The organism is Arthrobacter sp. S39, from assembly GCF_004320525.1.
GTDB lineage: Bacteria > Actinomycetota > Actinomycetes > Actinomycetales > Micrococcaceae > Arthrobacter.
This window is the reverse complement of sequence record NZ_SIHX01000003.1, coordinates 440,634-462,140: the sequence shown is the minus strand read 5'-3', so window position 1 is coordinate 462,140 and position 21,507 is coordinate 440,634. Positions and strand designations below refer to the sequence as shown.

21 protein-coding genes are annotated in these 21,507 nt (G+C 66.1%); 6 read left to right on the top strand and 15 right to left on the bottom strand.

Annotated elements, in window-relative coordinates; all coding sequences use genetic code 11:
- Positions 1–87: 87 nt before the first annotated feature.
- The 8 genes from EYS21_RS08550 to EYS21_RS08515 form a co-directional block, all read right to left on the bottom strand.
- Positions 88–354, bottom strand: coding sequence for a GlsB/YeaQ/YmgE family stress response membrane protein (locus EYS21_RS08550; protein ID WP_131132764.1), 267 nt, complete (start codon positions 352–354; stop codon positions 88–90).
- Positions 355–464: 110 nt separating this feature from the next.
- Entirely contained in the window at positions 465–1,841 is a 1,377-nt protein-coding gene (locus EYS21_RS08545) for a UDP-glucose/GDP-mannose dehydrogenase family protein (protein WP_131132763.1), read from the bottom strand.
- On the bottom strand, positions 1,838–3,022 hold the full coding sequence (locus tag EYS21_RS08540; protein ID WP_131132762.1) for a glycosyltransferase family 1 protein: 1,185 nt from the start codon (positions 3,020–3,022) through the stop codon (positions 1,838–1,840). Before EYS21_RS08540 ends, EYS21_RS08545 begins: the two co-directional genes overlap by 4 nt.
- Before the next feature lie 89 nt (positions 3,023–3,111).
- Positions 3,112–3,360, bottom strand: a complete 249-nt coding sequence (locus tag EYS21_RS08535; protein ID WP_131132761.1) for a hypothetical protein — start codon at positions 3,358–3,360, stop codon at positions 3,112–3,114.
- Positions 3,353–4,786, bottom strand: coding sequence for a flotillin family protein (locus EYS21_RS08530; RefSeq protein ID WP_131132760.1), 1,434 nt, complete (start codon positions 4,784–4,786; stop codon positions 3,353–3,355). The genes EYS21_RS08535 and EYS21_RS08530 overlap by 8 nt, the downstream gene beginning before the upstream one ends.
- Positions 4,787–4,969: 183 nt before the next feature.
- A complete protein-coding gene (locus tag EYS21_RS08525; RefSeq protein ID WP_131132759.1) occupies positions 4,970–5,797 on the bottom strand; it encodes an HNH endonuclease in 828 nt (275 codons plus the stop codon).
- Positions 5,798–6,246: 449 nt separating this feature from the next.
- A complete protein-coding gene (locus EYS21_RS08520) occupies positions 6,247–7,176 on the bottom strand; it encodes a hypothetical protein (protein ID WP_131132758.1) in 930 nt (309 codons plus the stop codon).
- A gap of 205 nt (positions 7,177–7,381) precedes the next feature.
- Positions 7,382–7,843, bottom strand: a complete 462-nt coding sequence (locus tag EYS21_RS08515) for a DUF4383 domain-containing protein (protein ID WP_131132757.1) — start codon at positions 7,841–7,843, stop codon at positions 7,382–7,384.
- Positions 7,844–7,977: 134 nt separating this feature from the next.
- On the opposite strand from EYS21_RS08515, the gene EYS21_RS08510 reads away from it, so the two are divergent.
- A complete protein-coding gene (locus EYS21_RS08510) occupies positions 7,978–8,661 on the top strand; it encodes a hypothetical protein (RefSeq protein ID WP_131132756.1) in 684 nt (227 codons plus the stop codon).
- Positions 8,662–8,733: 72 nt separating this feature from the next.
- Positions 8,734–10,044: a DUF6350 family protein gene (locus EYS21_RS08505; RefSeq protein ID WP_131132755.1), complete on the top strand. Its 1,311-nt coding sequence runs from the start codon at positions 8,734–8,736 to the stop codon at positions 10,042–10,044.
- Between the two features lie 21 nt (positions 10,045–10,065).
- Here the strand turns inward: EYS21_RS08505 and EYS21_RS08500 are convergent, their stop codons facing one another.
- The gene (locus EYS21_RS08500; protein ID WP_131132754.1) at positions 10,066–10,494 is read right to left on the bottom strand and encodes a hypothetical protein; all 429 of its coding nucleotides are present in this window, start codon (positions 10,492–10,494) and stop codon (positions 10,066–10,068) included.
- A 39-nt stretch (positions 10,495–10,533) separates the two neighbouring features.
- Here EYS21_RS08500 and purN point away from each other — a divergent pair, with 39 nt between their 5' ends.
- On the top strand, positions 10,534–11,109 hold the full coding sequence (purN, locus tag EYS21_RS08495) for a phosphoribosylglycinamide formyltransferase (RefSeq protein ID WP_131132753.1): 576 nt from the start codon (positions 10,534–10,536) through the stop codon (positions 11,107–11,109).
- 70 nt (positions 11,110–11,179) lie between these two features.
- On the opposite strand, the gene EYS21_RS08490 is transcribed toward purN, so the two are convergent.
- Positions 11,180–12,121, bottom strand: a complete 942-nt coding sequence (locus EYS21_RS08490; RefSeq protein WP_131132752.1) for a hypothetical protein — start codon at positions 12,119–12,121, stop codon at positions 11,180–11,182.
- A gap of 159 nt (positions 12,122–12,280) precedes the next feature.
- Complete coding sequence (locus tag EYS21_RS08485; RefSeq protein WP_131132751.1) at positions 12,281–13,633, bottom strand: MFS transporter; 1,353 nt, start codon at positions 13,631–13,633, stop codon at positions 12,281–12,283.
- A gap of 141 nt (positions 13,634–13,774) precedes the next feature.
- Between EYS21_RS08485 and purH the strand changes: the two genes are divergently transcribed.
- A complete protein-coding gene (gene purH / locus EYS21_RS08480; protein ID WP_131132750.1) occupies positions 13,775–15,445 on the top strand; it encodes a bifunctional phosphoribosylaminoimidazolecarboxamide formyltransferase/IMP cyclohydrolase in 1,671 nt (556 codons plus the stop codon).
- Between the two features lie 65 nt (positions 15,446–15,510).
- On the opposite strand, the gene EYS21_RS08475 is transcribed toward purH, so the two are convergent.
- Both EYS21_RS08475 and EYS21_RS08470 read right to left on the bottom strand, forming a co-directional pair.
- Positions 15,511–15,708 (bottom strand): hypothetical protein, encoded by a 198-nt coding sequence (locus EYS21_RS08475; RefSeq protein WP_131132749.1) that lies wholly within the window; start codon positions 15,706–15,708, stop codon positions 15,511–15,513.
- The gene (locus EYS21_RS08470; protein WP_131132748.1) at positions 15,692–16,657 is read right to left on the bottom strand and encodes a hypothetical protein; all 966 of its coding nucleotides are present in this window, start codon (positions 16,655–16,657) and stop codon (positions 15,692–15,694) included. The genes EYS21_RS08475 and EYS21_RS08470 overlap by 17 nt, the downstream gene beginning before the upstream one ends.
- Positions 16,658–16,938: 281 nt before the next feature.
- Between EYS21_RS08470 and EYS21_RS08465 the strand changes: the two genes are divergently transcribed.
- Both EYS21_RS08465 and EYS21_RS08460 read left to right on the top strand, forming a co-directional pair.
- Positions 16,939–17,163, top strand: a complete 225-nt coding sequence (locus tag EYS21_RS08465; RefSeq protein ID WP_131132747.1) for a hypothetical protein — start codon at positions 16,939–16,941, stop codon at positions 17,161–17,163.
- Between the two features lie 242 nt (positions 17,164–17,405).
- Complete coding sequence (locus tag EYS21_RS08460) at positions 17,406–19,625, top strand: NADP-dependent isocitrate dehydrogenase (RefSeq protein ID WP_131132746.1); 2,220 nt, start codon at positions 17,406–17,408, stop codon at positions 19,623–19,625.
- Positions 19,626–19,695: 70 nt separating this feature from the next.
- Here EYS21_RS08460 and EYS21_RS08455 read toward each other — a convergent pair whose 3' ends face one another.
- On the bottom strand, positions 19,696–20,181 hold the full coding sequence (locus EYS21_RS08455; protein ID WP_131132745.1) for a hypothetical protein: 486 nt from the start codon (positions 20,179–20,181) through the stop codon (positions 19,696–19,698).
- A complete protein-coding gene (locus tag EYS21_RS08450; protein WP_131132744.1) occupies positions 20,178–21,398 on the bottom strand; it encodes a serine/threonine-protein kinase in 1,221 nt (406 codons plus the stop codon). Before EYS21_RS08450 ends, EYS21_RS08455 begins: the two co-directional genes overlap by 4 nt.
- Between the last annotated feature and the right edge of the window lie 109 nt (positions 21,399–21,507).

Below are 21,507 nucleotides of genomic sequence, written 5' to 3'. Positions count from 1 at the left end.
CCGTGGAGGAGCAAAGTGCCGGGCACACAGCATAGGCGCCGTCCCCCTTCGCGGGGCACGGCGCCTATAGGTAGTTGCAGGTAAGTGTCAGACGCGGCTGCCGCGCTTGGCGACCATACCGTAGACCAGCAGGACGATGATGGAGCCCAGGATGGCCAGCAGCCAGGTCCGGAGGTCGAAGAACTCAGCCAGCCCGCCGCCGAAGATCAGGGAACCGATCCAGCCGCCAAGGATTGCGCCGACGACGCCCAGGACGAGGGTGATAAGCCAGCCTCCTCCTTGCCTGCCGGGCAGGATTGCCTTGGCAATCGCTCCAGCTATCAGGCCCAAAATGAGAAATCCAAGAATTCCCATGATCACACTTCCTTTTTCGATAAGTGGTGCCGATGCCTCACCCCGGTCATCCAATTCAATCAGTGTGCTTACTACATCGCAAGGATTCCCGGATATCGAAAAGGAGACAATTAGTTGCGCATTTCGGTCAGGGCTTCGGCATTCCGGGGCGTGGACGGCCGGCCCAGCCCCCGGACAACCCAGCCTTCCGCCTCCCAGGCCATCCCGTTGAGAACATTCCGGGCATCCAGGATGACCCTCCGGCGGACCAGGCCGCCGGCCACAGCCGGGGACAGCTGCCGGTATTCCTCCCACTCGGTGAGCAGCAGTACCAGCTCTGCGCCTTCGAGCGCGCGGCGGGTGGACACCTCAAAACGCAGCTGCGGGTAGCGCATCCAGGCGTTGTTGATGGCTTTCGGGTCGGTCACCGTCACGTGGGCGCCGGCCGCGGCGAGCCGGGCCGCCACGTCGAGGGCGGGGGAGTCGCGGATGTCGTCGGTATCCGGCTTGAACGCGGCACCGAGGACAGTGACGGTGCGGCCGGCCAGATCCCCGCAGAGTTCACGTGCCAGGTCCACGGTGCGGGCGCGCTGGCCCACGTTGATGCCATCCACCACGCCCATCCACTCCTCCACGGAGTCCACATGTAATGCACTGGCCTGTGCCCGGAAGCTGCGGATGTCCTTGGGCAGGCAGCCGCCGCCGAACCCCAGTCCGGCGTGCAGGTACCGGCTGCCGATCCGCGGATCGAGGCCCATCGCTTCGCCAAGCTCGGTCACGTCGGCGCCGGAGGCATCGCACAGTTCGGACATCGCATTGATGAAGCTGACCTTGGTGGCCAGGTAGGCGTTGGCGGCCGACTTGATCAGCTCGGCGGTGGCGTAGTTGGAGACGAGCCTGGGAATGCCTGCGTTCAGCAGCGGCTCGTAGACGGCATCCAGGGCCGCAGTCACGCCCCGCGGCGCACCCGTCCCGGGATCGAAAGCGGCGGCCCGCCCGCCGGAGACGCCGTAAACCAGCCGGTCCGGAACCAGCGAATCCTTGACCGCCGTGCCCTGGCGCAGGAACTCCGGGTTCCAGCCCAGCAGCACGTCGGGCCGCCGCGCCAGGATTCCGCGAAGCATTTCCACAGTGCCTACGGGCACCGTGGATTTGCCAACGACGACGGCGCCCCTCGCCAGGTGCGGGAGCAGCGCCTTGGCGGCGGACACCAGGAAGGTGAGGTCGGCGCCGTCGGACGTTTTGGACTGCGGCGTCCCCACACACAGGAAGTGGACCTGGGCGCGTGCGGCGTCTGCGAAGTCCGTGGAGAACGTGAGCCGGCCGGTGGCCAGCCCGTCCCGGAGCAGTTCGTCCAGGCCGGGTTCGAAGAAGGGCGCGTGCCCGTGGCTGAGGTGGTCCGCCTTGGCGGCGTCGACGTCGATGCCCACCACCGTGTGGCCCATCGAGGCGAGTGTGGCGGCATGGACGGCGCCGAGGTAGCCGCAGCCGATGACCGAGATCCTCACAGGGTTGCTCCGCTCTTGGTGTCGAGGCGTCGATGGGTAGTGGCAGGCTCAACTACCGGGTCGCCGGTGATCACCGAGCGGTAGTGCCGCACCAGTTCGGCGCTCAGCGCAGGCCAGGTCCGGTCCTGCACCGAAGCGTGGGCTGCGGCGGCAAAGGCACGGCGTTTGGCGTCGTCGCCGATCAGGTCCATCACGTGCGCCCGCAGGCCGGCCAGGTCACCGGGCTGGTAGAGCCAGCCGGTGCGGGAGTTTTCCACCAGGTCCAGAGGGCCGCCTCGGCCGGTGGCAACCACCGGAACACCCGATGCCATGGCCTCCTGGATGGTCTGGCAGAACGTTTCGAACTCGCCGGGATGGACAAAGAGGTCAAACGACGCCACCGCCCGTGCAAGCTCCTCGCCGCCGAGGAAACCGGTGAACACGGCATCGGGCAGGGCTTCCTCGAGGGCCGCCCGCTGGGGGCCGTCGCCCACGATCACCAGCTTCGCGTGCGGCACCCGGGCCAGGGCGGCCAGGTCCTCCACCTGCTTCTCGATGGCAAGCCTGCCCACATAGCCGATGATCCGCTGACCGCCGGGAGCCACCGAAGCCCGCCAGCCGCCGTCGCGCTTTCCCGGCGAAAACCGGGCCGTATCCACGCCGCGCCGCCACATGTCCACGCGCGGAATGCCGCGGCCGCGGAGCTGATTCAGGGCGAAGGTGGACGGGACCAGCGTCCGGGTGGCCAGCAGGTGGATGTTCTCCACCCGGTTCCAGGCCCAGTTCTCCAGGAACGGCACCCCGTACCGGGCGGCGTAGCTGGGCACCTCGGTCTGGTAGATGGCAACGGTGGGGATGCCCAGCTGGTGCGCGGCCTGGACCGCCCGCCAGCCCAGGACGAAGGGTGACGCCAGGTGGACGACGTCCGGTGCGTAGTCGGCAAGGATTCGCTTGACCCGGTACACACCGCCCATCGCCACGCGGACGTTGGTGTACCCGGCCAGCGCGACCGAGGGCAGCCGGTACACCAGCGCACCGTGCACAGCTTCCGGGACCGCGGTGTCCTTGGTGTCCAGCGTTGAGGGTGCAATGACCAGGACTTCGTGGCCCTGTTCCTCCAGGTGTTCCAGTACCCGAAGGATGGAGTGGGTCACCCCGTTCATCAGTGGCAGGAATGATTCAGCGACTATTGCGATCCTCACCCCTCCACGGTGGGCGCCCGGGCTGACGGTGCGGGGGCGCGCGGGTAGAGCGGAGGGAAAGGTTGGGTTAACAGATCAGGAGCGCCGGGTCATCCGTTTTGGCCGTGCTTCAGCACGTCCGGAAGTTCGTCCACATAGACGGTTTGCGGCGGCTCGAAGTAGATCACCAGCACTTCGTCGCCCACCGCGAAGATGCTCGTCTTGTCGAAGGGGTGGGCGTGGAACGCGTTGGTGCCGCCCAGGTAGGGCAGCATGACTTCGCCGATGGTGCCGGGGCCGATGCGCCCGGTCACCCGCCCGATCTTGCCGGTGAGGCTCCGGTCAACGTTCTTATGCATCCGGGGCTTTCGGGGGCCGTTTGCCTTCCCGGCTGTTCTTCAGTGCCGAGGACAGTGCGGGAAGGTAGTCGCCCACCTGGGCAAGGATTCCGCCGAGCATCTTGTTGACGCCTTCGCCGCCGTTCAGTACCGTCATCTGGCCCACGTGGGAGAAGGGCTCGGCCGCTGCGGCGATGATGGCCGGCATGTTCTCGGCCAGCTGCTGCGAGATGACGGCTTCCTGGTTGGTTCCGAGCGCTTCGGCCCGCGCCTTGATACCGTCGGCCTCGGCCAGGGCTTTGGCCTTGATGGCGGAGGCCGTGGCATCACCGCGGGCTTTCGTGGCTGCGGCTTCGGCCTCGCCGGTGACTTTCGTGGCTCCGGCGGCGGCAGCAGCGGCGGTGGCGTTCGCCTGGGCCTGAAGTTCGGTCCGCCGGGCATTGGCCTGCGCTTCGAGCTCGGTGCGGCGGGCCAGCGCCTCCGCGGCACTGATGTCCGCCGCCTTCTGGCCTTCTGCGTCGGTGCGCTTGGCGTAGGCCTTGGCGTCGGCGGGTTTCCGGACGGTGGTCTGGAGCTTCTGCTCTTCCCGGTCCGCCTCAAGCTTGGCCACTTCCGTTTCCTGGACCACCACCTGCTGCCGAGCCGTGGCATCGGCCAGCGGTCCCGCCTGGGCCGCGTTGGCTTTGGCCCGCTCGGCGTTGGCCTGCGCCACCGACTGCCGGATGGCCGAAACACTCTGCGCGTCCGCGATCAGGGCTGCCGCCTCGGCTTCCTTCTCGGCCGCCTCACGGTTCCGGGTGGCCTCGGCGATGCGGGCCTCCATCTTCACCTGGGCGATGTGGGGCTTGGCGATGTTCTGGATGTACCCGGTAGGGTCCTGCAGGTCCTTGATCTGGAGGGAATCCACCACCAGGCCCAGCTTCTCCATTTCCACCCCGCTGGCGCTGCGGACCTGCGAACCGAGCTTGTCCCGTTCGCGGATGATCTCTTCGACGGTCATGCTTCCGATGATGGACCTCAGGTGCCCTTCAAAGACGTTGTAGACCTGGCTTTCCATTTTGGGCTGCTGGCCCAGGAAGCGCCTGGCCGCATTTGCGATAAACGGCGGGGCATCACCGATTTTGTATATCACCACGCCTTCGACAATGACCTGGATGCCCTGGGAGGTCACGCAGGAAACCTTGAGTTCTGTTTCATTCAGCGTGAGGGAAAGCGTGCGGACAGTCTGCAGGCCCGGAAATACGAGGGCACCCTTTCCGGTGACAATCTTGAAATCCATGCCGGCCCGGGTGTCCAGGGTTCCGCGGGTCAGGCCGGAGATGATCAGGGCCTCATTGGGCTCCGCCACTTTCCACATCAGTTTGATGGCCACCCACACAAAACCGACCACCAGTATTGCCCCGATAATCGCGGCAATCAGCGGGAAGAATGCTGACAGGTCCGGCATGGACAGGTCCTTTCACAGGTAGGGAAAAAGCATCGCCGTAAAGCTCCGGTAAATGCAGCTGTCCATTCCCTGCCGGTTTTCTGCGTGCAATTCCGGCCAGCTTGCCCAGCTGTTGTAGCCAGTGTGATCGGCACCCGTCCAAGAGTCCAGAGTGCGGGCTGTTTCGGGCCCGCCGGCGGTTCCTTAGTGGCCGAGGATCTCGCGGGCAGCCCGCTGGGCCTCGAGCTCCTCGGGGGTCACGGTGGTTCCGCGGAGGTAGCCGGCGGCGGCGATGAGGTGCCGCAGCTCGGCCTCGCTCCGTGGCGAGCTGACCCCGTGGTGCGCCATGGCGTGGCAGTTGGCGCACAGCGGAACAAGGTCCGTGAGCGGGTCCAGGACGTAGCCGTTGCCAAGCTGCGGCGCGGGGACCACGTGGTGGACGTGGATGAAGTCCGCGCCGATTTCGCCGTAGGCCAGTTCGAAGGAAAACCCGCACGCCGCGCAGTTGGTGCCACGGTGGGCGATGCACGCCCGCCGTGCCTCGGGGTCCCGTTCGTACCGGTTGGCGGTGACCCGGACGACGGCGGCATCGGGGTACGTGCCTGGCACCGGCTGGGTCGGGTCCGTTCCTTGCAGCGGGCCATGGTCCGCCCAGAGCGCGCGGATGGCTGCCTCATCGCCGGGCGCGAGTTCCGTGCCTGCGATGTCGCCGGCGTCCCAGTCGGCGTCTGGCATCGCCCTGGTGAGAACCTCGGCAGGGACCTGGTCGCCCAGGGGCAGGAGTACATCGAAGGCTACCTGCACGGTGATGTCCGCACTGTCCGGCGTTGCCGACAGCACCACGCCGTGGCCGATCAGGCCCGGACCGTGGTCTCCCAGCAGGAGCAGCCACACATCCGTGCCCGGAACCACGCTTCGGCTGACGGTCCAGGGCTCCAGGCGCAGCCCTGTAACGGCGACCTGCTCAACAACAGCCGCGTAGTTCCAGCGGTTCCAGCCGGCCGGGTCCCAGCCCAGAATGATGGCGCTCATGGGCCCATTGTTCCAGCGGCACAGGTTTTCCATGCCGCCTGAGGCGCGAACGTACACTTGGTGCCCCAATTTCCATGCGCGAACTGGCACGTATTACCCTCAAAACTCGATTTTGAGGGTAATACCTGCCAGTTCGCGCCGGAGGATAGGGGCCTTATGTGTACGTTCGCGCGGTGCAGGGTCTCTGGCCGTATGGAGCTGGCATGGCTGCCCCATTAACTCTGACGGCTGACCGGGTGGGGCGGCCCCCAACACCGCCCCACCCAGCCACGGCCTAGCCGAGCTTCCGCATCGGGTCTGGCCAGTTGCCCACGGTCGACGTGACGATGGCGCGGTTGATCTCAGCGTTGTAGTTGGACATGACGGTTTCTCCTGACTGAACGTGGTGTCCGCGCGCCGGTGGTGCGCGGTGGTCATGTTCTGCCGCGAAAAGGGCAGAGGTGACCTGTTCAGTCGGGTGAGGACCCGGGATCGAAGGAAGGGCCGGCCGGAAGCGTCTCGGCGCCGGACAGATTTGGTGCACTGGCGGGAGTGGGCAGGGTCGGCCAGGACCCGCCAAGGTCAGCCAGAGTCACTGGACCGGAAGATCCTGAGTTGGCCTGCCCGGCCTGGTTCGCCAGGGCAGGGGGAGCCGGCGTGCCGGGTTCTTGAGACCCGTCTTCGGGGCCGGAAGGCGCCGCCTGTGGAGGCGCGGCAATCCCCGCACGGTCCTGGGCAGGAGCGAAGCCGAATCGCAGAGTGTTCGGGGCGGCGGTGCCCGCCAGCCCTGTTTGAGCAGCAGCAGAGGCGGCCGCAGGACTCAGGAGGGGTGCGTCACTCCCCGCAACCGCGTCCGACGCCGGGAGGCTGGGTGCCGCGGTCGGCACCGGGCCGGGTGCCGGCGTCGTAAGCGGTGGAAGGCCGGGCAGCGGCAAGTCGGGGAGGGGCAATGGCAGCGGCGCGGACGGGAGTTCAGGCAGCAGCGGCGGCAACTCGTCAGGTAACGGCAGAATATCGGGCAATGGAAGCGGGAGGGGCGCCTGCACGAGGGGGAGTTCGGGAAGGCCCGGCACCAGGGCGGTGACTGAGTCAACGGCGCCGGCGAGCACCGGAAGGGCCGGGGCGGCCAGGGAGTTTGCGAGGCCTGTCACGGGAGTCGCGAGGGAAGCGGCGGTTGCTACGGCCGCAGCACCGGTGCCTGCCACCACGGGAGGCGCCTCAGGAGGAATCGCGTCCGCAAGAAGGGACGATGCAGGTTTAAGGGGGTCCGCGGTGTCCGGGACCAGGCTGGACGCGCTGGCTGTTCCGGCTCCCCACACGAGCCACGCCACGGCGGCCAGGAGAGCCAGCAGGAGGGGCCGGAGGGCAGGGCGGCGAAGAGTCCGCGGTATCGCCCCCATCCGATCCACCCCCTAGCCCGATGGAACAACAGGGTACGCCGGGTCCACACCCCCGTCCAGCATTAATTCCTACGGCAGCCCACGAAAAAGCCGATGCAGCTGTCCGCGTCACCGCGGTCAACTGCACCAGCCATTAGGACGAATATTCAGAATCTATTGAACTAACCTCATACGCGGCTCCTATTTCCCGGTTTCGATATCCGGGTTACCTCCTGTCGCTGGCCATGTTGCGGGACAACAGCCAGCCACAAGCAATCATCGCTACGCCCAGTACCAGGTGGGTCCAGTTGTCAGCCATGTTGAGCGACAGGAAATTGGCTGCCGATCCTGCACCGACACTGAGACCGAAAATGGCAAGGACGATGTACAGCGCGCCGGCGCCCAAGAGGAAATTACGCGCGCCATGTTCGGTCCGGGACATAGTCCAGCCGGCTGCGCCAATGGCCAGCTGCACAATATTGAGCAGCATGGACACCTGGAACATGCCAAGGAACATGGCGTGGGAATCAGGCCCAAGGAACATCAATTCGCTGTACTGCGTGGTGACGCCCGGGATAAAGCCCAGGATGCCAACCACGATCAAGAGAATACCTACACCCATGCCGGCATTCTGGACGTCTGCACGCCCGAAATGAACGCCGTGAGCATGTGGGGATGCGGTAGTCATTTTTTCTGCCTCCAACCACTGATTGCGGACATTCCAATTTTACGGCCGACCTGTGGAAAAAGCTCCGGAACGCCGTGGGATGGGGACTTCTGCCCAGAGACAGGACTGGCGCATTCTGCTGGACTGGGACCCTTATGCGATCCGTACCCCTGATGCTCCGAACCGTTCTTGCGGCCGCTGTCCTGCTGCTGTGCGCGGCAGGCTGCAGTGTTGCCGTCCCCGAGGGCCGGGCGCCCGCCATCGGGGCGCTCGTGGTGAGCGGCCAGCGGCCGGCCGAGGGACTGGCTGGAGCCACGACGACGGCGCCATCACCGGCGGCGGATGCCCCGCCGTCGTCGTCCGCTGCCCAGGCACCCTCTCCCCGGGCTGACCGCCCGTTGAACCGGGCCGAAGAACTCCTGCCCCAGGTGAACGTGAAGCCCTGGCGGGCGGCGCTGCCGGTGGTGGTGCAGTCGCGGAACCGCGACATGCAATGCTCCATCGGGGCCGACGCCGCGGCCTGCCACCTGCTCAACGACGTACCGCCGCGTCCTGGCGATATCAAGGGCCAGTGCCGTGGCGTCAGTGAGTACCGCGGTGGGTATGCCGTGGTCACGCTGGACGGCGGGTCGCAGTACGGCCTCTGCGGCGATGGCATCTCGCCCATGGAGGCCGAAGACATGGCGGGGCCGGACTTTCCCGGACCGTGGATGGAGGACGGGCAGGCCGTGCGGATCGGAAACATGGTGTGTTCGCGGGAACCGGGAAAGATGGTCTGCGCCCACCTCCGCACGGGACACGGCTTCCTGATCAGCGCGGAGGACTACGAGCTGTGGTGAGGCGCGTCTCGTGGGCCTGATGAGCCTGTCGCAAGCGGGCAGGAGGTCCGCTCCGTGACACCATGGAACACGATGAAACTGCGCGCTGATCAGACCGGAGACCGTGGCCTTCCCATGCCCTTGTGGCTGCAGGGTGGGCTCGAGACGGCACAGGCAGCCATCATTTCGGCGCTTGTGGTGATCGCACCCATCGCCGCGGTCTGGGCCACCGCCGGTTTCCAGAATTCCGCGTTCGATGTCCTGGCCCGGCTGGCCGGCCAGGCATGGCTGCTGATCCACGGTGTGCCGCTGGAACTGGCCGATGTCGGATCCGGCACAGCCGGCGGCTCGGGGTCCGACATGCTGACACTGATTCCCCTCGGCCTGACGCTGATCCCGTTCATGCTTGCGTGGCGGGCGGGGCGGCGGCTGGCCCGGGCTTCCTATACCGACCAGCTGTGGCAGGCCCTGCTGGGGTCCTGGGTGGTCTACGCGGCGTTCGGCGCGGCCACGGCATTCGTGTGCCGCACGCAGGACGTCGTCATCAACCTCTGGTACGCCATGCTCATCCCGCTGATCCCGTACGCACTGGGAATGGCGATCGGTGCCCGGCGCGAAGCCGGCTCGTGGAGCCGGCTGATCGGCGTCGACGCCGTCGCCTGGATTTCCCGCACCAGCCAGCATTCCCGCTGGGCAGGGTCCTATCTGGCCTCCGCGGCGAAGGCAGGTTTTGTGGCGCTGGCCTCCGCCCTGGCGCTCGCGTGTGTGCTGCTCGCGGTGGACCTGTTCATCCACTGGAACCTGGTGGTGGCCGTCTATGAAGCGCTCGACGCCGGTGCCCTCGGAGGTGCCGCCCTGACCATTGCGCAGCTCGGGTACCTCCCCAACCTCGCCGTGTTCGCGCTCGCCTGGGCGTCCGGATCCGGTTTTGCGATGGGCGTCGGCTCGCAGGTGGGTCCGCTGGGAACCGCCACCGGGCCCCTGCCGTCCATTCCCGTGTTCGCAGCCATCCCCTCCGGCTCGCTGGAGTACGGGTTCGTGGCGCTGGTGGTGCCGGTGCTGGCCGGTGTACTGGCGGGCTGGTGGTTCCTGCGCGCAGGGGAGAACCACTTCGACGAGTGGCTCTCCATCAAGATCCACGCCCGCTGGTTCACGGCCACCGTGTCTACGCTGGCACTCGGTGTGCTGATCGGGGCAGTCGCCGGGCTGTTGTCCGCCGGGCTGGCCTGGCTGGCACGCGGTTCCGCCGGCCTGGGACGCCTGACGGACATCGGGCCCGACCCGTTATGGACGGCGGTCTGGGTAGCCGCGGAAGTGGGCATCGGCGTCGTGATCGGTTACGCGGCCGGGCCGTGGCTGGAACGCCAGCAGCAGGTGGAAGAGGAAGCCGAGCTGGCCCGGTAGGCCCAGGTCCGGCGGTTCGCATTAGGGAAGCCGGGGCAGCGAGTTTTCCACCGCCATCTGGCATCCTGACTTGGCCTGCTCCGTGAGGGCCTCGCGGACGCACTGCTGGTAGTCGCGGAACTCATCGAAGAACACCGACGCGGCCAGGATCACCAGCACCATGATCAGCGAAACGAACAGGCCCGAAATGGTGCCGAAAAGCACCAGCCTGGATTCCTTGAGCCGGACCGCGCGGACGAGCAGCAGGATGCCCAGGACAAAGCTCGCTGCCGTCAGGATGCCGGTGAGCCAGAGGTAGCTGATGTCGAGCTGGAAGACGAAGAACGAGCCCAGCACGGTGACGAGGAAGATCCGGAACAGGTTGTGCGTGGTGCTCAGCGAGCTCTTGGCTGCCTCGCTGAGCTGGGGTTTGGTCCGCTGTTGGCCAGCGGGTTCCGGGGTGGTGTTCATGTTTTCCAGCCTACGCGAGCCTGCCCATAAGCTAGACCCATGCGCATCGTAGTCCTCGTTTCCGGAACCGGCTCCAACCTCCAGGCTGTCATCGACGCCGTCAAGACAGGGGAGCTGGACGTGGAAATCGCCGCGGTGGGCGCCGACCGGGAGGGGACGTACGGCATCGAGCGGTCCTCCGAGGCAGGGCTGGAGACGTTTGTGGTCAACTTCAACTCGTTCCCCACCCGCGACGAATGGGATGCCGCGCTGACCGCGAGGGTGGCTTCCTACGCCCCGGACGTGGTGGTCTCCTCCGGCTTTATGCGCATCGTCAGCGCCGACTTCATCGAGGCTTTCCATGGCAGGTACCTCAACACCCACCCTGCCCTGCTGCCTGCTTTCCCGGGAGCCCACGGCGTCCGCGACGCCATGGCCTACGGCGTGAAGGTCACCGGTTGCACGGTGCACTGGGCCGACGCCGGGGTGGACACCGGGCCCGTCATCGCCCAGGAGGCCGTGACCGTCGAGGAATCCGACTCCGAGGAAACCCTGCACGAACGCATCAAAGTGGTGGAGCGCCGCCTCCTGGTATCCACCCTGGCAGCCCTCGCCGCCGCCGCCCCACCCGCCTAAGCCCGTGCCCCCACCCAACTAAGTAGCGCTATCTGTCGTTTTGACTACCCAAAAGGACAGATAGCGCTACCTACTTGCGGGACCAACCTCGGCTCACGAGCGCTGAGCGGACTTTGGCAACCGCCGCGCGTGCGTCGTTCTCCATGTGACGTTTGGATATGCGGACTAATGTCCAGCCGGCTCGGACGAAGTCCTCTTCGCGGGCGATGTCCCTGACGATCTGCGCCACCTCGGAATGCCCCGCACCTTCGTACTCAACCGCCACCTTATTCTTGGGATAGGCGAGATCGGGTTGACGTACGACGCCGGTCATCAGTTCGGTGGGCACATTCAGGTGCGGGTCGGGCAGGCCAGCGTTTTCAAGTGCCAGCCGAAGCCTGGTTTCCGGCGCGGAATCAGATCCGACCCGCGCCTGCTCCAGCGCAAGGCGGGCTTTCTGGATTCCTGGCGTTCCTTTGTGGCGGTCCAGCATGTCCGCGAGTTCCGTCCGCGTTGCATAGGGCTCGGACCGGCCCTCGAAGTCCGGCCTCGGTATCCGCAGTAAGTGGTCAGCGACAACCGTCAGTTCGTCGATACTCATCTTCCGCGCGCAGTCCAGCCACGTGCGCGTCCGGGAAGTGATAAACAGACCATGCAGTTCCACGATTTCGTCGGCAAAGAACTGCCCCCTGTGACCTTTTACTCCAGGCCGGCGCATGATGGCTGCCGTATCCGGGCGCGAGATGTGAATGAGTGGGTCGTCACTCCCCGGCAGGAACCCGGGGAATTTCCACAGCAGGAATGCTGAGGCGTGCGAAGCTGCGGCGAACTCCGTGACCAGCGTGTACGGCCGGATATTGGGCGCCAGTCCGTTGCCGCTCCCGTTGTCCGCCCATGGCACCCTGACCCCCCGGGTGGGACGCTTCAGACCATGGTGACGCAACTGTCGCTGGGTGATCCCGGCGTCGACGGCTTCTCTCAACGTAAACGGCAGGGCAGCCAGGGGCTCCGGCAGAGATCGGGGGACTCTCATCTGCCTATGGTGGCAGCCGGGCGAAAACGCCGCTGACGTTATCCACAGCTTCAATTGAGTCGGCCCAACTAAGTAGCGCTAAGTGTCGTAATGAGGGTTCAAAACGACACTTAGCGCTACTTAGTTGGGCCGGAAGGGATGGGCGGAGAGGGGCGGCGCCTACTCGAGGCGGCGCTGCTTGGTTTCCGGGGAGAAGAACGCCATGAACAGCACTGCCACCAGCACCAGCCCGCCCGCCAGGGCGAACGACGTGGCCAGCCCCAGCTCAGGCCAGAAGTAGTTCGCGAAAATGAGCGGGCCAAAGCCTGCGCCCAGCCTTGAGAACGTCGATGCCCAACCAAAACCGGTGCCCCGCAGTTCGGTCGGGTACAGCTCGGAAACGTAGGCGTACAGCACCGGGATCGCCACCTGCACCACAAAACCAAAAACCAGCAGCCAGAAGACGGCGGCCGTGGGGATATCCACCACAATCGCCACGATCACCAGGGTCAGGGCAGACAGCGGCCCGGTGACGGCCAGGATCCACTTGCGGCCAACCCGCTCCACGAGCAGCGCGGCCACGACCACGCCGAGGAGCCCGACGGCGGCCATGGACGCCGTGGTCACAAACGCCTTGTACTCCGCAAAGCCCGCGCCGATGAGGATACGGGGCATCCACGTCAGCGACAGGTAGTACACCAGCAGGATGCTGAAGAACAAAGCCCAGGCCGTGGCCGTGATCTTCCAGTTGAACTGCCACACCAGCCGCAGCTGATGCCACGCGCTGCCGGCGGATAGCCGCGGTACCTCCTGCGCATCGGGGAGGCTGTAGGCGCGGGGTTCGGCGCCGGTGGCTGCCACCAGGCCGTCAATGACTTTCGCGGCTTCCTCGCGCCGGCCCTTGCGGATGAGGAACAGCGGGGATTCGGGGACGCTGCGCCGGACCCAGAACACCAGGAGCGCGGGCAGCACCATCACCAGCATGGTCAGCCGCCAGTCGCCGAACGCCGCCACCAGTCCGGCGGAGACGAACCCGGCAAGGGCGGCGCCCACCGGCCACCAACCGTCCATTGCCGTGAGGACCTTGCCGCGCTGCTTGCGCGGAGTGAACTCACCCACCAGGGCATAGTCCACCGGTATGCAGCCGCCCAGGCCAAAGCCGGCCATAAACCGGAAGACGCAGAACCAGACGAAGTCGGGGGAGAAGGCACCCAGGACCGTGAAGAGGGAGAAAATCAACAACGTGGCCGTGAAGGCCTTCTTGCGCCCGATGGTGTCCGCGATGGTGCCCCACACAAACGCACCCAGGGCCATGCCGATCAGGTTGGCGGTACCCACCCAGGCAACTTCGCCCGGGGCCAGCGCCCAATGCGTGGAGAGCAGGGGAATCAGGATGCCGTTCAGCGTGACATCCCAGGCGTCGAACATAAAACCGAGCCCTCCGATGAGGAAAATCCGTCCCTGGACCTTCCACCGCCACGGCAGCTCCTGGACCACCTGTTCGCCGCTGGGCACAGTGGTGTACGTGTTCATTTTGGCCTCCTGTGAAAACTCTATCCGTGCCCACCGACGTTCACAGTCCGGCCGGCAAACGGGGCAGACCCGGCGACGCGATAAACTGGCCATATCCCCACCAACCGCGGCACTGGTCCGCGAGATAAGACGGAGACTTTTGTGAGCTTCACGCAGCTTGACCGTGTTCCCATCCGCCGGGCACTCATCTCGGTTTACGACAAGACCGGTCTGGAGGAGCTCGCCCAGGGCCTGCACGCAGCAGGCGTGAAGATCGTATCCACCGGCTCCACGGCCAAGAAGATTGCCGAGGCCGGCATCCCGGTCCAGGAAGTCGAGGAAGTCACCGGCTCCCCGGAAATGCTGGACGGCCGCGTCAAGACCCTGCACCCCCGCGTTCACGGCGGCATCCTGGCCGACCGCCGCGTCCCGGCGCACATGGAAACCCTTGCCGGCATGGAGATCGAAACCTTTGACCTGGTGGTGGTGAACCTTTACCCGTTCGTCGAGACGGTCAAGTCCGGCGCCGAGCAGGATGACGTCGTCGAGCAGATCGACATCGGAGGGCCCGCGATGGTTCGCTCGGCAGCGAAGAACCATGCCGCCGTCGCCATTGTTGTTGATCCCGGCTTCTACGGCCAGGTGGTCACCGCCGCGGCTGAAGGCGGCTTTGACCTGAAGACCCGGCGCCGGCTCGCCGCCAAGGCGTTCGCCCACACCGCCACGTACGACAACGCCGTGGCCACCTGGACCGCCAGCCAGTTCCTGGATGAGGACGGCGACGGCGTCATCGACTGGCCTGCCTACGCCGGCGTTGCGCTGGAGCGTTCCGAGGTTCTCCGTTACGGCGAAAACCCGCACCAGCAGGCCGCACTCTACGTGGACAAGGCCGCTCCCGCGGGCATCGCGCAGGCCGACCAGCTTCATGGCAAGGCCATGAGCTACAACAACTTCGTCGACGCCGACGCCGCCCTCCGTGCTGCGTTCGACTTCGCCGAGCCGGCCGTCGCCGTCATCAAGCACGCCAACCCGTGCGGTGTGGCCGTGGGTTCCGCCGACGCTTCAGACCCGATCGCCGACGCCCACGCCAAGGCCCACGCCTGCGACCCCGTCTCGGCCTTCGGCGGCGTCATCGCAGCCAACCGCACGGTCACGGCCGGCATGGCACGGACCGTCGCCGGCATCTTCACCGAGGTGGTCATCGCGCCCGCTTTCGAGCCTGAGGCTGTGGAGATCCTGTCCAAGAAGAAGAACATCCGCCTCCTCGCCCTGCCCGAAGGCTACGGCCGCTACCCGGCGGAAATGCGCCAGGTTTCCGGCGGCGTCCTGGTGCAGATGTCCGACAAGGTGGACGCCGACGGCGACAACCCCGCCAACTGGACCCTCGCCGCCGGTGATGCAGCTGACGAAAAGACCCTGGCCGATCTCGCGTTCGCCTGGACTGCCTGCCGCGCGGCCAAGTCCAACGCGATCCTCATCGCCGCAGATGGTGCCGCCGTGGGAATCGGCATGGGCCAGGTCAACCGCCTGGACTCCTGCCGCCTCGCCGTGGAGCGGGCCAACACGCTGGGCGTCAAGGTGGAGTCCGACGTCGACGGTGCCGGCGGTGCGTCCAACGCCGACGCGAGCGGCGCACCTGAGCGCGCACGTGGTGCCGTTGCAGCATCGGATGCGTTCTTCCCGTTCGCGGACGGCCTGCAGATCCTGATCGACGCCGGCGTCCGCGCCGTGGTCCAGCCGGGAGGTTCCGTCCGGGACGAGGAAGTCATCGCCGCGGCCAACGCGGCCGGGGTCACCATGTACTTCACGGGTGCCCGCCACTTCTTCCACTAGGGGTTAAACGTCGACGGCGGCTGTCCCCTGGGTGGGGACAGCCGCCGTCGGGCTTTAAGGACCTCTTAGGACTCCCTCGTTGAGGATCCGCGCCCCGCTGCTTGAGGCGCGGACCCCTCCTCCGGAAGCCGGAGCTCCCGGGGCTTTGCTTCCGCCATCCGCGCCGGCGTCCAGTACTCGAGGATCTCCTCGTGCGACTGGGCGGCCTCGCTGTGGCTGACGGATTCGCCGCCTGGCGAGGATTCTTTAGGAAGCGGCTGCACTTTTGTAAGTGTCCTGGATGACTGTGCCCCAGTATGGGCCGTACATCACTGGTGATCCGCTGTAGCCGTAGCTGTTGATGGAGTTCTGCAGGCCAGCTGCACCGCTGCCGATGAACCACGGGCCGCCAGACGAACCGCCGGTCATGTCGCACGGGATGCCCTGCGTCAGGAACCGTCCGTTGTTGGGATCGTTGGACGCTGCGCCGTAGCAGCTCTTGAGGCTCTCACCGTTGAAGGGCGACGCCGCGGGGTAGCCGTAGGCCTTGTAGGTCAGCCCGCGGGCCGCGTTGAACTCCACGCCTGATTCGTTCACAACGTCTGAGAGGTACTTGCCGTTGAGCGTGTTCATGACGGCGAAGCCGGTGTCGTATTGCATGTCGCCATAGTTGCTCCAGTCGCTGGGGGCGTAGAGGCCTTTCGCGGTCCACTTGCCGTAGGGGGCGACGCCGTTTTCGTACTTGGGAGCAAAGATGAAGTTGGTGGCGAATGCTCCGGGGCCTTCGTTCAGGCAGTGGCCGGCGGTGGCGACGGTGCTCTTGTTTGCAGAGACCACAGCATTGCCCGAGCAGACATAGTTTGTCCCGCCCAGGGTGAAGAAGACTTTGCCGATGTGGTCCACCGGGTTTTCGCTGACCGCAATGGTGGGCTTGCCCTTGCCAGCCCTGACCTTGGTGTTGGCACCCTTCTCCACCGTGGCCGCGCTGGAGGTGTTGCCCCGTTCCAGTGCTTTTCCTGCCAGGACATCGCCGGGGATGGCGCTGCGCATGCGCTCGGCGGTCCAGTAGTCGGCGGCTCCGGTGCCGTCCACGGCGGCGCTGGTGACGGAGGGGTGTTCCTTGTCCCCGGATGCGGCGGGTGCTGCCGTTGCTCCGCCGGCCGTGGTCAACGCCAGCAGTGCGGCTGCGGAAAGGCTCAGAAGGCTGGTAGCCAGAGACCTCGTACGTGTCATGGTTGTCCTGTCTAAACGGGTGGGGGAGGGCTCCAGTCAAGCCCGCCGAGTGACCTACCGAATTTATCCGGATATGACAACTTTGTAAATAGTAGTGACGTCTCATGTAGGGTCCTTCCCTGAACTGTGTGGAAGCCGCAGGGGAGCCACAAAAATCCCGCAGAATGTTGTGAATCCGGGCGTCCACTATGGCGGCGGGTCTCGTCCGGAGGCTAATTTTGAGGCACAGCAATGGCTGTCCGACTGGGCTCCGGACACGAAAGAGATTTGGGGCCCTCGTCATGTTTTCCTTCCGCAAGCCCGCCAAGAAGCCCGCCCTTAACGGCCGTCACTTCTCCGCTGCCGAGATGCAAGAGGTTGCCGGTGACCTGGCAGCCCAGGCCGAAGCTTTCCAGCTGCGCGACGTTGACCCGGTCCACACCTTCACCGCAACGGAGGAGCTGCGACGCCGCGATCCAAAGTATGTGCAGGTCTGGCCCAGTGATGTTCCCCACAAGCGGCGCTGACTGAACCGGCGCGCCAGCCGGGCAGCGCCCGAAAACAACTGCCTGAACCAAAGCGCGACGGCGGCCTGCCGCCGGAGGTGCGTGGCGCCGTCGTGCGTTTTCCAACGCTGTAATCCGGCAGTAACGGAGCAGCGCGTACGGCTGCGGGTAGGGTTCAAACCCGTGTCCTCGGGTAAGTTAACACTGGTGAAATAGACCGGATTTTCCAAAAAATCAGCCGACCTCCAGGGAGACGCCCGCGCATGTCCAAGATTATCTATACCCACACCGACGAAGCGCCGATGCTGGCTACCTATTCGTTTTTGCCGATCATCGAGGCGTTTGCTTCGACCGCAGGTGTGGAGGTGGAGACCCGTGACATTTCGCTCGCAGGCCGCATCATCTCCGTGTTCGGTGACTACCTCACCCCGGAACAGCAGATCGGTGACGCCCTTGCTGAACTGGGTGAGCTGGCAAAGACGCCGGAAGCCAACATCATCAAGCTGCCCAACATCAGCGCTTCCATCCCGCAGCTGAAGGCCGCCATCGCCGAGCTCCAGGGCCAGGACTACAACCTGCCGGACTACCCGGACAACCCCTCCTCGGACGAGGAAACGGCCGTCCGCTCCCGCTACGACAAGATCAAGGGCTCCGCCGTGAACCCGGTCCTGCGCGAAGGCAACTCGGACCGCCGCGCGCCGCTGTCCGTGAAGAATTACGCCCGCCAGAACCCGCACTCCATGGGTGCCTGGTCCGCGGACTCCAAGACCAACGTTGCCACCATGGGCAAAGACGACTTCCGCTCGAACGAGAAGTCGGTGGTCATCGACGCCGACGGCACCATCGCCATCCAGCTGGTCCGCGAAGACGGCTCGGTCAAGGTCCTGAAGAAGGCCTTCCCCGTCCTGGCCGGCGAAGTCATCGACGGCACCGTCATGCGCGCCGCCGCACTGGACGAATTCCTGGCAGCCCAGGTGGCCCGCGCCAAGGAAGAGGGCGTCCTCTTCTCCGCGCACCTGAAGGCCACCATGATGAAGGTCTCCGACCCCATCATCTTCGGCCACGTGGTGAAGGCCTACTTCTCCGAACTGTTCGAAACCTACGGCAAGCAGCTCACCGCCGCCGGCCTGAGCCCCAACAACGGCCTCGCCGCCATCCTGAACGGCCTCGAGGACCTGCCGGAGGACGTCCGCGACGGCGTCAAGGCACTCATCACCAAGGGCCTCGAAGACGGACCTGCCCTGGCCATGGTGGACTCGGACAAGGGCATCACCAGCCTGAACGTGCCCTCCGACATCATCGTGGACGCCTCCATGCCCGCCATGATCCGCAGCTCGGGCCACATGTGGGGCCCGGACGGCAAGGAAGCCGATACCCTGGCGGTCCTGCCGGACAGCTCCTACGCCGGCATCTACCAGGTTGTTGTGGACGACTGCCGCGCCCACGGCGCCTTCGACCCCACCACCATGGGCACCGTCCCGAACGTGGGCCTCATGGCCCAGGCCGCGGAGGAATACGGCAGCCACGACAAGACGTTCGAGCTCCAGGAAGCCGGAACGGTGCAGATCGTTGACGGCTCCGGTGCGGTTCTGATTGAACACGAGGTTGCCCCCGGTGACATCTGGCGCGCCTGCCAGACCAAGGATGCCCCCATCCGGGACTGGGTCAAACTGGCCGTCACCCGTGCCCGCGCCTCGAAGACGCCCGCCGTGTTCTGGCTGGACGAGACCCGCGCGCACGACGCCAACCTCATCGCCAAGGTCCGCGAGTACCTGAAGGACCACGACACCGAGGGCCTGGAGATCGAGATCATGTCCCCGGAGAAGGCAACCGCCTTCACCCTGGAACGCATCCGCAAGGGCGAGGACACCATCTCCGTGTCCGGCAACGTGCTCCGCGACTACCTGACGGACCTGTTCCCGATCCTCGAACTGGGCACCAGCGCCAAGATGCTCTCCGTTGTTCCGCTGATGAACGGCGGCGGACTCTTCGAGACCGGCGCCGGCGGCTCCGCCCCCAAGCACGTCCAGCAGCTGCTCAAGGAAAACCACCTGCGCTGGGACAGCCTGGGCGAGTTCCTTGCCCTCGCCGTCAGCTTCGAACACCTCGCCACCACCACGGGCAACGCCCGCGCCCAGGTCCTGGCCGATACCCTGGACAAGGCCACCGGCACGTTCCTGCTGGAGAACAAGTCCCCGAGCCGCCGCGCCGGTGAGCTGGACAACCGCGGCAGCCACTACTTCCTCGCCCGCTACTGGGCCGAGGAACTGGCCAAGCAGACCGAGGACGCCGAGCTTGCGGCATCGTTCGCAGCTGTGGCCAAGGAACTGTCCTCCAACGAGGACACCATCGTGGGCGAACTCGCCGCGGTCCAGGGCTCGCCCGTGGACGTCGGAGGCTACTACCGTCCGGACGAGGCCAAGGCATCGGCCGCCATGCGTCCGTCTGCAACACTGAACAAGGTCATCGCGACCCTGAGCTAGTCCTCGGCCAGACGTACAAAGAGGCGGCGCCCCGGGAAACCGGGGCGCCGCCTCTTTTCTGTGTCCGCCGTCAGTCCTTGCCTTTGCCTTTGCCGTCGTTGCCCTTGCCGGCTGGCGCCGGGGCCGCCGGGGCCGCCGGTGCGGGCGTCGTCTTGGCGGCCTCAGCTGCAGCGGCGTCGGCCTGCTGCTGTGCTGCCGCAGCTTCGGCGGCCGCGGCGTCTGCCGCTGATTTGGCTGCGGTGAGGTCGGCGCGGACAGCTGCGGCCGCCGTCGTGATGCTCCGCCGGCGGTCCTCGGAGACCTGCCCGTTTCCGACGGCGGCAGCCAGGTCTGCCTCGAGGCCGTCCAGGGCAGCCAGCCCGCCCGCGGGGTCGTTGCCAGCGGCCGCCTCGCTGACGCCAAGGACACGCTGCTGGAGCTGACGGGCGGCGTCGTGCTGAAGGCCCGTGTAGGCAGGGCCGCAGGCGGCCAGGGACCCGACGAGCAGAAGGGCCGCGGCGGCCGCCACACCCCGGGCTCGTGGCAAGCGCCGGGTGCCGTTGTTTGAGGGGTTCATGGACGCACGCTCTCCTGAAGTTCCTTGAGGTGGTCGCCCACGGTTCCGGTGACGGTGGGGTAGGGGACGACGTCGGGAGTCTGCTGGGGTGCCAGGCTGAACGTCAGTGCCGCTGCGACGGCCGCGACCGCCAGCAGAGCCAGGACAGCCACGAGCCAGACACGCTTTCCGCCGTTCCGAAGCCGTGCCCAGACCCGTGCCCGCCTCCCGGCCACGGAGTCTTGCCAGTCCCGCAGTCCCAGCAGGTTGCGGCTGGCGCGGTCCGCCGGCACGTCCGATTCCGCCGTGATGGCTATGGACGGCGGCCTGAACGGCATGGCCGGGAGCACACGTGTGGTTTCGGGTGCGAGCTCGCCCGGCGTGGAGGCCGGTGAAACCAGGGCCTGGCGCAGCGCGGTTTCCACGTCGGCAGCCGTAGGGCGTTCCAGCGGTTCGATGGCGGTCATGGAACGGATCAGGTCAGCCCATTCCGCAGGCACGTCAGCCGGGATTTCCGGCGCGCGGTGCAGCCTTGCCACGGCAGACTCGACAGCGCTGCCCGGGTACTCCATCGTCTGCTTGATGCATTCCAGGAGGACGAGGCCCAAGGAGTAGATGTCTGTGGCGGGGGACAGCGGGGAACCCATGGCCTGTTCCGGACTCAAGTACGCCGCAGTGCCCACCATGGTTCCGGTGGCGGTAAGCCGGGTTGAGTCCGCAATCCTGGCGATGCCAAAATCCGTGAGTTTGGGCCGCAGGGGTTCGCCCGGACGGATCTGCACCAGCAGGATATTGCCCGGCTTGATGTCCCGGTGGATGATGCCCAGGCTGTGCACGTAGGCCAACGCGTCTGCCGTCCCGGCGCCGATGACTGCGAGCTCATCCAAGGGGACTGCGCTGTGCCTGATCCGGCTGCGAAGGTCCTGGCCCTCCACAAGTTCCATCGTGAGGAACGGCCGGGGTTCGTCCGGGATCCGGGTATCGATTCCGGCGTCGAACAGGGTGACCAGGCTGGGATGGTTGAGAGTTGCCAGCAGCTGGATTTCAGCCTCCTGGCGCTTGAGTTCGTCAGCGTCCGGAGCCTGCGGCGCGAAGAGCTTCAAGGCCACGTCACGGCCCAGGTTCTCGTCCCTGGCGCAGTAGACAGATGACATGCCGCCGCGGCCGATCACTTCTCCGAGCCGATACCGTCCGCCGATTACTTCATGCTTGATGGAGCTAGGCGAATCCGCCACCATGACCAGTTCCCTCCGGTGCGCTGCGGCACTATTCTGCCTTAATTGTACCGGCCGGTAACGCCTCCTGGAGTGGTGCTCCCGCGCACCGGTGGCCCGGACGCAAAGGCTT